Consider the following 14,385-nt stretch of genomic DNA (forward strand, 5'->3'; position numbering starts at 1 on the left):
ACGCACTTCTGACAAGGGCTTACATCGAGCCACACAACAATCTTAAAAACGGATAGTCATCTGAAACGAGAAGGTGTCGCGGAAATCAGCGGCCTGATTATTACTGTTGGCTCGGCTTATCCTGCCATTTAGCCACTCATAATGCGTGGCCAGCGATCATGCACTGCATGCTTATGTTCGAATGTTGGCTCAGGAATATATTCACACATAATTTACCCGGCAATAAAAAAAGGGACCCGAAGGCCCCTTTTTTCTCGTTCCCGCTACGGACTGGCGCGATCAGTCGTCACCCTCTCGCTCGACCTTGGTGGCGATGTTCGTGCTCGTACCGTCTTTTGTGTAGAAGTTGATCTTCAGGAAATTCGATGTGGTGACATTTCCCAGGTTGCGCTGGATGCCGTCTTCGAACAGGGTGTCGTTGTTAACGGTGACTATCACTGTCTTCGCGCCATCGAATATGGAGAGGGTATTGGGGGACGTGACCGAGGTGACCTGACCCTTGATCTCACCGAAAACAATCCCGCCGCCACTGCCATCACCACCGCTGCCACCACCACTCGCACCATCGTCGCCGCCTAGCTTGAATTTCACCTTCTGCGCTATCAGCACGCCATTGGTGATCTTACCTTCCACCTCGACCCTGACGTTATTAACCAGGTTGGCATTGGTACCATTCTCGTAGCCGGAACTGGGCAGACTGGCGACGCTCACCGCCACGCCATTGACGCTGAAAGTATCACCGGACAGGCCCGTAACAAAGCCTTCGATTTCGACCTCTTCGCCATTCTTGGTGCCGCCCAACGAACAACTGTCATCGAACTCGATACTGGTTGCCGTGATCACAGCGCCGCTTGCCGTGCCTTTGACTTCCACACACACGCCGTTAATCACACCGCCGGGAAGGCTGATGTAATTCACAGTAGTTGCGCCTATGCTGAATGTCCCAGATGGGTTGCCGAGGCTGCTGACAACGCCCTTCAACTCGACTTCGGTAGTCCCCGTCTTAACCTCAACACGCGTGGCGCGAATATCCCCGTTGGCGTCGCGCAACCCGCTCACTTCGACGATCTGGCCTCCAGCCAATCCAGCAAACCCCGTTGTTCCCGAAAACACCGTCAGGGCATCCACCTTGATAGTCTGCCCCAGCACGGTGAAGGTGCCACCCGTACCTGTCGTCGCTGGAATAATGCCCGCCACCGGCCCCTGCACATCATCGGCATACTTGATACGCTTCGCGATGAACTTGCCGCTGGCGTCTTTCTCCCACTCCACGCGCACCACCATGCCGACGCCCAGTTTGGCCTGCGTGACGCCGGTCTGGCCCTCCACCTCAATCTCCGCCCCTTCGGTGGCAAATTCGATACCGTTGACAAACACACTGCCAAACCCGGTTACCGGCCCCTGGCTCATGCCCGTGCCGCCGATTCCGCCGCCCGCGAGTCCCCCTCCTGCACCACCGCCACAGGAGACCAGCCCCGATAGGATGAAAGACACCAACAGACCCCTACCAAATAATCCGGCTTTCATTTTAGTTCTCCTTCTGACGACGCATCAAAATCTTCTTCAAAATAATAAATACCAACGCCCGCATTTTTGCGCCCCGTCCCGCTGGCGGAGGGGTTCACATCACGGTCATGCCCGGCGAGATAACGATCCAGCTCCTCCAGCAATGCCTGCGCGCGCGTAGCACTCAGCGCGCGCAACTGCGGCAGAATATTTTCCGGCAGATTGTCGTAGGCCACCTTACGCTGAAATAAACGCTCATCGGCAGTGTGGCGGAGATTGTGGTCAATGGTGGCAATGAGCAATCGCACGTCGGTGCCCAGTATTTCGAGCCTGGCAATGTCATCGGTTTGGGGTAGATAAGCACGGTTGAGCAGCCGGATACGGTCATCATCGAGACGTTCGACTGTGCCGACACGAACCAGCTCGTCGAGCATGGCGCGCGCGGGGACATCGCGGCTGAACTCTTTGACCAGCCCTTCAAACGTCGCTCCCTCGCCACTCAAGGGAAGATCGGCGGGGTTGCCCTGCTTGTCGGCAAAGCGCGCTTCCCGCACCCAGCCACTGATCACCCGTGCAGCACGGTTATAGCGCTCTTCAGCGGCATCATCATAGGGAGCGCCCAGCTCCTGCAATCGCGTAATTTCCTTGCGCGACAAGCCTGTAATCACCGCCGCCCGTGACACGGACTGCTTACGGCCTGCTATACTGAACTCGCGCAACGCGACGTCCGCATACACCCAGCGCGCAATATCCTCAAACACGCCATAGGGCACACCATTGCGCAGCAGGATGCGCACCAACGGGCGCAACAACCTGGCGACGGCGGAAGAAAGAGTTTTGGTAAATTTTCTGTTTGGCATGATTGGGAACTTATTCCCATTTATTTTGTTTGTCAAGTTTTTTTACGTTAACTTCTAACCCGCGAACGGCTAAACACACACCTTCTCTATCAGCGATTGACTGGTATAATCCCTCATTTGCATACAGACTGGCAAACCTCTCTGCCGCAACCCCCGGAAGTTACGTATATGGCCCAATACATCTATACCATGAACCGCGTCGGCAAGGTCGTGCCACCCAAACGCGAAATCCTAAAAGACATATCCCTGTCGTTTTTCCCTGGCGCCAAGATCGGCGTACTGGGCCTGAACGGCTCGGGAAAGTCCACCCTGCTGCGCATCATGGCAGGCGTGGATAAAGAGCACCTGGGCGAAGCCCGTCCCCAACCGGGCATCCGCATCGGTTATCTGCCGCAAGAACCGCAACTCAATTCCGCCAAGGATGTGCGTGGCAATGTGGAAGAGGCCATACAGCCCGTCAAGGATGCGCTTGACCGACTGAGCGCGGTCTATGCCGCCTACGCCGAGCCCGAAGCCGACTTCGACGCCCTGGCCAAGGAACAAGCCGAGCTGGAGGCGCTCATTCAGGTTGCCGATGGACACAATCTGGACCGCACACTCGAAGTGGCCGCCGACGCACTGCGCCTGCCTCCGTGGGATGCCGATGTCACCAAGCTGTCCGGCGGTGAGCGGCGCCGTGTCGCCCTGTGCAAGCTGCTGTTATCGTCCCCCGACATGCTGCTGCTCGACGAGCCCACTAACCACCTGGACGCCGAATCAGTGGCTTGGCTGGAGCGTTTTCTCCAGGAATACCCCGGCACCGTGGTCGCCATCACTCACGACCGCTACTTCCTGGATAACGTCGCGGGCTGGATACTGGAGCTCGACCGCGGCCATGGCATACCCTGGGAGGGTAATTATTCCTCCTGGCTGGAGCAGAAAGAACAACGTCTGGAGGTCGAAGAGAAACAGGAATCCGCCCGCCAGCGCGCCATGAAAGACGAGCTGGAATGGGTGCGCAGCAATGCCAAGGGACGCCACGCCAAGAGCAAGGCGCGCCTGGCCCGTTACGAGGAAATGGCCTCGCAGGAATACCAGAAACGCAACGAGACCAAGGAGCTGTATATCCCGCCAGGGCCACGCCTGGGTGATCTGGTGATAGAGGCCCAGGGCCTGCGCAAGGCCTTCGGTGACCGCCTGCTCATCGACAACCTCAGCTTCAACCTGCCACGCGGCGGCATCGTCGGCATTATCGGCCCCAACGGTGCCGGCAAGACCACCCTGTTCCGCATGATGACCGGCCAGGAAAAGCCCGACGCGGGTGAACTGCGTATCGGCGACACCGTGCATTTAGCCTATGTGGATCAGTCGCGTGACACGCTCAATGGCAGCAAGACCGCCTGGGAAGAGATCTCGGACGGGTTGGACGTGATCACTGTCGGCAAATTCGAAATGCCGTCGCGCGCCTACCTGGGACGCTTCAACTTCAAAGGCACCGACCAGCAAAAACTGGTCAAGGATCTCTCCGGCGGCGAGCGCAACCGCATCCATCTCGCAAAACTGCTCAAAAGCGGCGGCAATGTACTGCTGCTCGATGAGCCGACCAACGACCTCGACGTGGAAACCCTGCGCGCCCTGGAAGATGCGCTGCTGGAGTTCCCCGGCTGCGCCGTGGTCATCTCCCATGACCGCTGGTTCCTGGATCGCGTCGCAACACACATCCTCGCCTTCGAGGGCGACAGCCAGACCGTGTGGTTCGAGGGCAATTATGCCGATTACGAGGCCGACAGACACCGCCGCCTTGGCATCGCCGCCGATCAGCCGCAGCGTATCAAGTATAAGAAACTGACAGGATAATTCAATCCCAATTCAATTCAACGGTTGCAACTACCCCCACTCCCGCCCTGCGAGAGTGGGTTGGGGTGAGGGAATATAAAGCACTCATCCCTCCCTGCAGAAAAATGCTGGGGAAAAACCACCGTTTCCGGATAACGATCAACAAATATTATTGAGGAAGAATTTTTAATGAGTGTATTTGTAACGCTGTTTTTGATGCTCATCGTCATACTGATTGCCGCCGAAATATTCACCAATGCGCTGGAACACCTAGGCGAAAAATTGAAAATTTCCGAGGGCGTCACCGGTTCATTATTTGCTGCCGTTGGCACTGCAATGCCGGAGACCATGGTGCCGCTGTTGGCCATTTTCGCAGGCACCGACAATCAACACGTGAATGAGGAAATCGGTGTGGGCGCAATCCTCGGCGCGCCGCTGATGCTGGCTACGCTGTCCGTTTCATTACTGGCGTTCTTCACCTTCCGCAAACGCGGCATTAGCGGGCATTTCACACCGGAAAGAACCGGCTTTAAACGCGACCTGGACTTTTTCCTGTTCGCGTTCGCGCTGGCCGCGATTGCGATGTACATTCCACACGACATGAATTATCTGCGCGCCTTTATCGGCGTGTCGCTGGTGCTGACCTACTTTGTCTACATCATGATGACCTTGCGCGCCTCTGCAAAACTGGTAGAGGACGGCCACGCTACCGAGGCCCACTCACCCATGCTTCTCAGCCGCATCGGCCTGCCCACCAACATGACCACCATCGTGCTGCAACTTGGCATGGGCCTGGGCCTGTTAGTCGCGGGCGCCAAGGGCTTCATCAGCGGCGTGGAAGAGGCTTCGACTATCCTCGGCATATCAGCCCTGATGCTGTCACTGATGATTATCCCCATCGCCACTGAGCTGCCGGAAAAATTCAACAGCATCCTCTGGATTCGCCGCCACAAAGACACCATGGCCTTCGGCAACATTACTGGCGCCATGGTCTTTCAAGGGACGCTGCTGCCGGCCATCGGTATCATGCTCACCCCCTGGTCACCGCGCCCGGAAGTGCTGGCAGGCATCGTGATCGCATTTTTAGGCGCGCTATGGCTACGCCTCATGGTCACGCGAGGACAGCTAAAGGTCTGGCATGTGCTGGTCAATGGCAGTTTATATATTACCTATCTGGCGATTGCGTTGAGTTAACTCCATTTCCAATTCAACCGCGTATTTTCACCTCATCTCCCGCAAGGCGGGAGATGATTTTTTCTTCATTTATGATTTCAGCCGTGCTGAACGGTATAGCCGAATGTCTTGACTGGGGAGTCCACTATACGGCGTACCCTACATTGATTGGCTTCACGAGCTAAGTCGATGCAACCTCATCAGCAACTCCGCCTCACCTCTCACCAGACCACAGGATGACATCAGTTCGTCAACACTGGCGCCTTTCTGAACAAGTCGAATGGCATGTCCATAAGTTTGTGCAGCAGGATCGCGCAAATCCACTTGGTCCTGTCGTTCGGCCAGTCGGCGCAATTGCTGTTCCATACGTTCCACATTCCCACCAACCCCCGCCGCCCCGGCACATAAGGCACGCAAATCATCTTGCAGTATCAGCACCTCGGCGTCACGCTGCTTAATGCGCAGATCCAGGCGACGTATTTTTAACCATACGGGAATCTGCATGATCAATGCCAACACACCAGCCAAAATCAGAATCGTCACGTCACTGTTCATGGCAAATCAGCTCGCGCGGGGATGCGCGGGGACAGGGCTTTAAAGCAATAGAAAGGACTACGCATAGTCATCAATGTAAGGGGGATGACCCTCATCCTTTTCTTTTTCATCAGGCATTTTCCTGTCGCGGCCTGAACGATCAGAGGGGCGATCAGTCGGGTGCTTCCTGGGATCGACCTTCTCCACAGGCCGTGTTGGCCAGACAGGATACAACGGATTGACATCACCTACCTTGGCCATCGCCGAGCCTCCTGACAGACGGTCTGCCGCATCAGACCATCGACATATCCTTCCACTCTTCGTCGCTCAACAATTTATTAAGATCGACAAGTATCAGCAATTGGTCGCCGCGATTGGAAACACCCTGAATATAACGCGAGCTTTCCTCATTACCGATATTTGGCGCAGCCTCAATCTCCGATGTGCGCAGGTAAACGACCTCCGCCACGCTGTCAACGAGGATACCTATCACATTCTCCATAACCTCAATAATCACAATGCGGCTGGAGTCATCCAATTCCTTGGGCCTTAAACCAAAGCGCCTGCGGGTATCCATCACTGTCACTACATTACCACGTAAATTGATAATACCAAGAACACTATCAGATGCCCCCGGTACAGGCGCGATTTCGTTGACGCGAAGGACTTCCTGCACCTGCAAGACATTCACTCCGTACATTTCACCCTCTAGGCGAAACGTAACCCATTGCGAAATAGCGTCACTTTCAGTTTGTTCAGCTTGCCTCATTAAATCATTCCCCATATGTTAATCTGGAACGCCGCACTTAACCCGCAAGCATTAATCATGCCCAACAAATAAGTATCAACAACCCGCAAGCTAACCAACCAATTCCTGAGAAAATTTATCCACGTCAAGCAACACACACATGTGTTCAATCACAGTCCCTACCATCCAGGGGCGGTGCGTGCTATCTGCGCGCCAGCGCACTTTTTTGCGGTCCAGAGTGAGCGCCTGAATGACCTCATCGCAGATAAACCCCCATGATGCATCATCAACCAGCACAACACGCCGGGAGGTTTTTTTTTCAACAATCTCAGCATGTGGGTGACGGTTTTCAGGCGCCATTAAATAGCCAATGTCAATTATTTTGACATTGGCTCCACGATAAGGAAGCAATCCCAAAAGCCGTTTTGAATATCCAGGCACAGCCGCAATGGAATCAACCCCATCGACAATACTGCTCAACCTGCTCAAGGGGGCCACCAGAGCTACCCCATCCACTTTAAACAAGAGACCCTTAAAAGTTGGGGATGCCCACACCGGGAAGTCACCGCTTTCCAGTTGCACTTGTTCCTGATCGGGTTGATCCGGCGCAATGCTTCCACTCTGCTCCGCAATAACAATATCCGCTGAGGACAAAACCGCCGGGAGACTGTATGTAGAAGATACATCTGGCTCAAAATCCGGGACGTCCTGCAACAGGGCATCAAGATAGACCGTAAGGGCTGTGTCTTGTTCGAGAACAACCGCTAAACGTCCTTTTTTCATCGGATTATTCATAACGACCCCACCATGCGTAGCGCCTGTTCTCGCACCACTACTCCCGTTGGATTATGTCCCATAAGACTGTCCAACAAAGAAGTATAGGCGCCGACACCTCGCGCATCCGGCGCCATCATGGGTAATGGCAGCCCTGCGCGGCTTGCCTCACGAAATTGGGTGTCAATGGGAATAATGGCCTCAGATAATTCAACGGAATAACGCTCCTGGAGAAACTGTAGACTCTGTTGAGACGCGCGGGTCCTACGGTCAAACATTGTAGGTAAAATGGTATGAGGAACAGGAATGTTGCGTGACCGCATAATCATTTTTAATGTACGCATCATACGCTCCAGACCCTTCAATGCCAAAAACTCAGTTTGCACAGGGATAACAAGGTGATCGCATGCGGCCAACGCATTCACCATCAGAACACCCAACATAGGCGGACAATCAATCAGCACATAATCAAACCGTGAGCTGATACGCTTTAACGTGCGTGACAATATCAACCCCATACCTCCCTGCGCTCCAAGCTGGCGGTCAAGGGTTGCAATTGCGGTAGACGACGGCAATAGAAAGAGACGATCAAATTTTGTCCGTTTTATCACGGACGCGATCATTACATCAGGATTCTGGAACAGGGAATAAACACTGTCTTCAATCGTATCAGGATCATATCCGGAATAGGATGTCAGGGAACCATGCGGATCCATATCAATCATCAATGTTCTATAGCCACGCAACGACAATAATCCGGCAAGAGTAATTGTTGTCGTTGTTTTACCAACACCACCCTTCTGATTCGCCACCGCCCATACTTTCATTTCGCGCCTCCTTGACTCAAACGGGCATCACTCGGTTGTGCGCCGGTGGTTGTTGATGAACTTTTAACAGGATGATCTATCACAGTGAAAGAGCCCCTGTCTGTTACCTCCTTCCCTGTAACATCAACCGGCTCATGTGGGTTCTTGTTTGGTGCATCATGCTTCCCTGATGGAATCTGGGGCGCGACTTCACGCGTTGTTAAGGAATCACTGCCATCTCCTGATGATAATTTTCTTCTATCGTAAACTCGCCCGGAAGATTCATCATTCAGTATCACAATAACGACCTTCCTGTTTTTGTTTCGACCATCCTCCGTTGAGTTGTCCGCAACAGGCCTATACTCTCCATAACCAACAGCAGACATTCTCTCAGGACTGACACCTGAATCCATAAATACGTGGACGACACTCGCGGAACGTGCGGCAGACAGTTCCCAGTTTGACGGGAAGGCTAATGTGTTGATAGGGAGATTATCGGTAAACCCCTCAACCCTGATCGGGTTCGGGAAATCTCGCAATATCTTTGCAATTTCACTTAATGTAGGTATGGCTTGTTCTTGTAAACGGGAAACGCCACTTGGAAACAAAATGTTGGTGTTGATCTCAACTTCAAGCCAAAAATCACTTCGCCGGATAGAGACCATATTCTTGACAATAAGGCCTGCCATCGCCCGCTCAATCTTATCGGCAATGGCTTTTAATGCGGCCGGGGAACTGGCACGCTCACTGTTAATTTTATCCTGTTGGTCCATCGTCTTGCGCGGGATAGGCATCGGGGGTCTACGGATAACATTTGGGTCCGTTCTTTGCTCCAGTGTCGTATCACGCGGGGATTTAGCCTCCCTCCCCACTTGAACAGGTTCAATACTTTTCGGGGCAGCCCTGAATGCCGCAACCATTGAATCAGACAATACGCGGTACTTTCCCTCATTCACAGAGGATATTGAGTACATGACGACAAAGAATGCAAAAAGCAGCGTGATGAAATCAGCATAAGAAACCAACCATCTCTCGTGATTTTCGTGTTCCTCATGTTTTTTCTTCCTTGCCATATAAATAAATTACATTCTAGTGTAGATAACCATGGAGTTTTGTCTCGATATTTCTCGGGTTCTCACCTTCCGCAATAGATATAATTCCTTCTATGATCATTTCCCTGAATTGTGTCTGGTCGTGAATAATTGCCTTCAACTTGCTTGCCATGGGCAGCATAAAAAGATTTGCCAATCCTACGCCATAGATTGTTGCAACAAACGCCGTGGCAATACCCCCGCCCAGCTTGCTTGGATCGGAAAGATTATTCATTACGTGAATCAGACCCATAACAGCTCCAATGATGCCAACCGTGGGACAATATCCACCCATGCCTTCATATACTTTTGCGGCCTGAGTATCGTTATGCTCCTTTGAGGAAAGCTCTACTTCCAGTATTCCTCTTATCGCATCCGGTTCGCTTCCATCAACAAGCAATTGCATCCCTTTCTTTGCAAACGCATCGGTTTCCGCCTCAATTAAAGGTTCAAGACCCAATAAACCCTCTTTTCGGGCAACATTGCTCCACCCAACGATTTTTTCAATAATCTCTTTTTGAGCAATTTTTGGAGGAAAGAAAACCCATAACGCGATCTTGAGAGACCTCATGAATGTAGGCATCGGTGTTTGAATCATGACGGCCCCTACCGTGCCGCCAAAGACTATTATGAATGCAGTCATCTGGAGCAATGACCCAATGTGCCCGCCTTCCAGGGCATTTCCGCCCAGAATGGATCCAAAGGCCAACACAATGCCCACAACCGTCAGAATGTCCACACGCTAATTCCTATGGGCAAGATTGTTGCCGATGTCCTGGAGTGACATAACCTGATCAGCCAGACCCGCTTCCACAATGGCCATGGGCATACCATAGACCACACAACTCTGCTCGTCCTGAACCCATACGACCGATCCTCCCTGCTTCAGAAGACGCGCACCCTCACGACCATCCGCACCCATGCCGGTCATAACCACAGACAATACCTGTCCAGGAAATATCTTGGCGGCGGATGAAAACGTGATGTCGACGCTCGGCTTGTAAATTTGACCTTGCTCACCATCATGAATACGAACGTACACCTTCCCGGAGCGCTGCTCAAGAAGCATCTGTCTCCCTCCGGGAGCCAATAATGCAACCCCCGCTTCCAGAAAATCACCGTCCTCGGCCTCTTTCACCTTTATGGCACACAATTTATCCAAACGTTGAGCAAATGCAGGCGTGAAGCTGGCGGGCATATGCTGGACAAGCAATAATGGAAACGGAAAATTGGCAGGTAATTTTGACAATACTTGCTGAAGGGCGACTGGCCCTCCCGTCGAAGTTCCTATAGCAACCAATTTGCAGTTTCCAGGGTATTTTTTTACAGAAGCACCTATGGCCTCTCTGGATGAAAAATTTTCTTCTTTAACTCGAGCAGTTTTTGGCGCCTCGGATAAAACAGGTGCTTTCTTTAATGCTCCTTGGCGCAGAGCCATTCCTTTCGTTCCAACTGTACGCACACGGGAACACAACAAACGCTTTGCTTCTTCACGATCTTGAGAGAGATCTTCAAATCGCTTGGGGAGGAAATCCACGGCACCCGCATCCAGAGCATCCAGAGTAGCTTGTGCCCCATCGGTAGTAAGTGATGAAAACATCAGCACTGGAGTAGGATTAGAAGCCATGATGCGACGCACAGCAGTAATACCATCCATCACCGGCATCTCTATATCCATGGTAATAACATCGGGCTTGAGCTGGACGGTCTTTTCAATCGCCTCCACCCCGTTTGATGCTGTTCCAACAACTTCAAGATGAGCGTCACCACCTAAAATCTCTGTCACCCGCCTGCGGAAAAAACCGGAGTCATCGACAACCAACACACGAACCTTCATCATGAACTCCTATCAACGAGGTGTCTTACCTATGACCGTAGGCATCCATAAGTCCGGGGAAGTCGAGAATAAGCGCAATGCGGCCGTTTCCGGTAATTGTTGCCCCTGATAATCCCCGCGTACCATGCAGCAATGACCCTAAGGGCTTTATTACCACTTCTTCTTGCCCAATGAGATTCTCAACAACACACCCAATGCGCTGCGACCCAACGCTGACTACAACAACATATCCTGCTGAACGATGATTATAAGAATCAGCGTCTTTCACTAGCCAGTCGTGCAGATAAAATAACGGGATTGCCTTGTTTCGCACGATCACAACCAATCGACCATCAACTATATTGGTACGCGCCTCATCAAGGTTGAATATCTCACTGACATTAACCAGAGGCATTGCAAATATTTGCTGGCCAAGCATTACCATCAATGTCGGCATAATCGCCAGCGTCAATGGCACCTTGATAATGAAACGGCTCCCTTTCCCTAACTTTGATTCAATTTCAACAACACCGTTAAGTTGCGCAATGCGGGTTTTCACCACATCCATTCCCACACCACGCCCGGAAACATCCGAAATCTGCGTCTTGGTGGAAAATCCTGGTAGAAAAATCAGGTTGTAACAACCGGTATCATCAAGGCGAGCCGCAGCCTCGGTATCCAGCAATCCTTTTTCTACCGCCTTGCGACGCAACACTTCGGCATCCATGCCGGCTCCGTCCTCTTCTATTGACAGCAGGATATGATCCCCTTCCTGTTGGGCAGAAAGAGTCACGGTGCCGGCACGCGGCTTTCCAGCCGCTAACCGTACATCAGGGGTTTCAATGCCGTGATCAACGGCATTTCGCACAAGATGGACCAGCGGATCGGCGAGTGCCTCTACCAGATTCTTGTCTAGATCAGTCTCCTCACCATGCAGCTCTAATATCACTTCTTTATTCAGGCTGCGTGCCAAATCACGGACAACCCTCGGAAAACGGCCAAATACCTTCTTTATCGGCTGCATGCGTGTCTTCATGACAGCATTCTGCAAATCCGATGTCACCAGATCGAGGTTCCCTACGACTTGGGCCATTTCCTCATTAATCATGGATGACTTGAGGGTGGCAAGCCGATTGCGCACCAGCACCAGCTCTCCCACCAGGTTCATGATGTCATCCAGGCGTTTCGTATCAACACGCACTGTCGTATCCGCAGGCGGCTGCGCTGCATCCTTGCCGGTAGCGGATGGCTGACTTGCCGCTGGTTTGTCTTCCGTCTTGGTTTTTTGAGCCTCTATAGGAGGAGGTTCAGAAATCAGGGAGGCTACTGGTTTATCCTGTGCCTTTCCCGAGGTGGCATTGATATTATCTAGTAACGCTTCGAATTCTTCGTCCGTAATCATGTCGGATGAAGGCAATGAAGCTGGAGTCTCCGTGACATTCTTTGATGGTGAGCCGGCATGAGCAGCCTGCCCATGCAATTGATCGAGAAGAGCCTCGAATTCGTCATCAGTAATATCATCACTGCCGGCGGCTACTGGCGTTTTCCCCGGCGCATGTACGGGTAAGGCGGCTTCAACGGCATCATCCATCATGACTTCAACGATTGGCTCCGCAACAGGCTCAGGAAATGCGCCTGGCATGACGCTTACAGCTTCGTTCTCGCTCTGAGGCTGTGCCAGAACATCCAAATTCTTGAGCAATGAGGGATCGGCTGGCGAGGGATCCTCACCAGATCGCACTTGCTCCATCATGACCTTAACAAGGTCAAGGACAGTTAAAATAACATCCATGAGCTGGGCATCAACCAGCCGCTTTCCCTGCCGGAGAGTATTAAAAACATCCTCAGCACGATGACACACGGCAACTAATGCAGTCAGATTTAGAAATCCGGCACCGCCTTTGACCGTATGAAACCCTCTAAACACCGCGTTAAGAAGATCACTGTCACGTGGGCGCCTCTCAAGATCAACTAGTTGCTCGCCCAGTTTCTCAATAATTTCGCCGGCCTCTACCAGAAAATCCTGAAGAATGTCATCGTCTGTGTCAATCGCCATCTTTGAAAACCTCAGAATCCAAGACTGGAGAGCAAGTCATCAACGTCATCCTGGCCGGACACTCTGTCCTTGTGACTTTCACAGCCAGGAATGCGTGGTCCATCACCTTCAACAGTGTTTTTATTTACACCCGTTTTTTCCACCGTAATCATTCTTTGACCTGAGATGCGAATAAGCTCAACCAGACCGCTCTCAACCTCCTGTACCATATTAATAACCCGGCGAATGATTTGACCTGTCAGATCCTGAAAATCCTGGGCCATCATCACATCTGACAAATGCTCATGGAGATGCTCGGCGTTGCGCGCCGTCCAAACCATAAATTCTCCGATTTCTCCACTCAATTCTCTAAACTCATTGACCGGCATTTGGCGCTGCCTGAAACGGTCCCACTTCATCTCTAAGGTTGATGACTTCTCCTTCAATTGCTCAGAGATTGGAAGGGCTTTTTCAACTGCATTAAGCGTTCTATTCGCGGATTGCTCAGTCATCGTTATGACATAGTTAAGTCTTTCCTTGGCGTCAGGAATATCACTCTCAGCCAACGACAAAATGCGAGAATCAACCTGGAAGCTGTTTAATGTCTCATGAAGCTGCCTTGTCAGCTTGCCGACCTCCTGAAAGAGAGATGACTCACGTAATTTTGTGATTTCATCAATAAGACGATCAACTTCTTCTTCATTGCCATCCTCGATTGATTCGGCAAGAGCTCTAGCCATAGATAGGCATTTGTCCGTATTATTGATCATTTCGCTCATTACTAATCCTTGCTGGTGTTATTATGAAATCAACAGATCGATTCATTTTGCCGATTCTATTCTCTCAAATATCTTGTCTATCTTTTCTTTCAGGGTTGCTGCCGTGAATGGCTTTACAACATAACCATTAACTCCAGCCTGTGCTGCCTCGATTATTTGTTCGCGCTTTGCTTCGGCAGTAACCATCAGCACTGGAAGCGTTGTCAGCTTTGGATCGGCGCGCACCGCCTTAAGAAGGTCGATCCCCTGCATTCCAGGCATGTTCCAGTCTGTAATAAGGAAATCAAACCCGCCCGCCTGCAACATAGGAAGAGCCGTTTTACCATCATCGGCTTCACTGGTATTATTAAAGCCAAGATCACGCATCAAATTTTTAATGATGCGCCTCATTGTGGAGAAATCATCCACAATGAGAATTTTCATATTCTTGTCCAAAGCAACCTCCAAT

Annotated in this window: 15 protein-coding genes; 2 read left to right on the top strand and 13 right to left on the bottom strand. The window is 51.7% G+C overall.

Translation table 11 applies throughout. The features are described 5' to 3' along the window. Nucleotides 1–279: 279 nt before the first annotated feature. Both M3A44_10665 and M3A44_10670 read right to left on the bottom strand, forming a co-directional pair. Entirely contained in the window at nt 280–1,527 is a 1,248-nt protein-coding gene (locus M3A44_10665) for a DUF5666 domain-containing protein (protein ID MEQ6342088.1), read from the bottom strand. Continuing rightward, nucleotides 1,524–2,366 carry a DUF6502 family protein gene (locus M3A44_10670; protein ID MEQ6342089.1) on the bottom strand — a complete coding sequence of 281 codons (843 nt, stop codon included), beginning with the start codon at nt 2,364–2,366 and terminating at the stop codon, nt 1,524–1,526. Before M3A44_10670 ends, M3A44_10665 begins: the two co-directional genes overlap by 4 nt. A 168-nt stretch (nt 2,367–2,534) precedes the next feature. On the opposite strand from M3A44_10670, the gene ettA reads away from it, so the two are divergent. Together ettA and M3A44_10680 are read left to right on the top strand one after the other, a co-directional pair. Next, nucleotides 2,535–4,202 carry an energy-dependent translational throttle protein EttA gene (gene ettA / locus M3A44_10675; protein ID MEQ6342090.1) on the top strand — a complete coding sequence of 556 codons (1,668 nt, stop codon included), beginning with the start codon at nt 2,535–2,537 and terminating at the stop codon, nt 4,200–4,202. Between the two features lie 168 nt (nt 4,203–4,370). Continuing rightward, entirely contained in the window at nt 4,371–5,375 is a 1,005-nt protein-coding gene (locus M3A44_10680) for a sodium:calcium antiporter (protein ID MEQ6342091.1), read from the top strand. Nucleotides 5,376–5,528: 153 nt separating this feature from the next. Here the strand turns inward: M3A44_10680 and M3A44_10685 are convergent, their stop codons facing one another. The 11 genes from M3A44_10685 to cheY form a co-directional block, all read right to left on the bottom strand. Continuing rightward, nucleotides 5,529–5,909 (bottom strand): DUF2802 domain-containing protein, encoded by a 381-nt coding sequence (locus M3A44_10685; GenBank protein MEQ6342092.1) that lies wholly within the window; start codon nt 5,907–5,909, stop codon nt 5,529–5,531. A gap of 57 nt (nt 5,910–5,966) precedes the next feature. Further along, nucleotides 5,967–6,149, bottom strand: a complete 183-nt coding sequence (locus M3A44_10690) for a hypothetical protein (protein ID MEQ6342093.1) — start codon at nt 6,147–6,149, stop codon at nt 5,967–5,969. Nucleotides 6,150–6,180: 31 nt separating this feature from the next. Further along, a complete protein-coding gene (locus tag M3A44_10695) occupies nt 6,181–6,657 on the bottom strand; it encodes a chemotaxis protein CheW (GenBank protein MEQ6342094.1) in 477 nt (158 codons plus the stop codon). Nucleotides 6,658–6,747: 90 nt separating this feature from the next. Further along, nucleotides 6,748–7,431, bottom strand: coding sequence for a chemotaxis protein CheW (locus M3A44_10700; protein ID MEQ6342095.1), 684 nt, complete (start codon nt 7,429–7,431; stop codon nt 6,748–6,750). Continuing rightward, a complete protein-coding gene (locus M3A44_10705) occupies nt 7,428–8,237 on the bottom strand; it encodes a ParA family protein (GenBank protein MEQ6342096.1) in 810 nt (269 codons plus the stop codon). The genes M3A44_10700 and M3A44_10705 overlap by 4 nt, the downstream gene beginning before the upstream one ends. Beyond that, nucleotides 8,234–9,289, bottom strand: a complete 1,056-nt coding sequence (gene motD, locus M3A44_10710) for a flagellar motor protein MotD (protein MEQ6342097.1) — start codon at nt 9,287–9,289, stop codon at nt 8,234–8,236. The genes M3A44_10705 and motD overlap by 4 nt, the downstream gene beginning before the upstream one ends. Before the next feature lie 16 nt (nt 9,290–9,305). Continuing rightward, nucleotides 9,306–10,046: a flagellar motor protein gene (locus tag M3A44_10715; GenBank protein ID MEQ6342098.1), complete on the bottom strand. Its 741-nt coding sequence runs from the start codon at nt 10,044–10,046 to the stop codon at nt 9,306–9,308. 3 nt (nt 10,047–10,049) lie between these two features. Further along, a complete protein-coding gene (locus M3A44_10720; protein MEQ6342099.1) occupies nt 10,050–11,144 on the bottom strand; it encodes a chemotaxis response regulator protein-glutamate methylesterase in 1,095 nt (364 codons plus the stop codon). A gap of 25 nt (nt 11,145–11,169) precedes the next feature. Beyond that, nucleotides 11,170–13,179 (bottom strand): chemotaxis protein CheA, encoded by a 2,010-nt coding sequence (locus M3A44_10725; protein ID MEQ6342100.1) that lies wholly within the window; start codon nt 13,177–13,179, stop codon nt 11,170–11,172. Nucleotides 13,180–13,190: 11 nt separating this feature from the next. Then, nucleotides 13,191–13,937 (bottom strand): protein phosphatase CheZ, encoded by a 747-nt coding sequence (locus M3A44_10730; GenBank protein ID MEQ6342101.1) that lies wholly within the window; start codon nt 13,935–13,937, stop codon nt 13,191–13,193. Between the two features lie 42 nt (nt 13,938–13,979). Further along, nucleotides 13,980–14,372: a chemotaxis response regulator CheY gene (gene cheY, locus M3A44_10735; GenBank protein MEQ6342102.1), complete on the bottom strand. Its 393-nt coding sequence runs from the start codon at nt 14,370–14,372 to the stop codon at nt 13,980–13,982. Nucleotides 14,373–14,385: the final 13 nt, after the last annotated feature.

Source organism: Gammaproteobacteria bacterium (assembly GCA_040183005.1).
In the GTDB taxonomy this organism is placed as follows: Bacteria; Pseudomonadota; Gammaproteobacteria.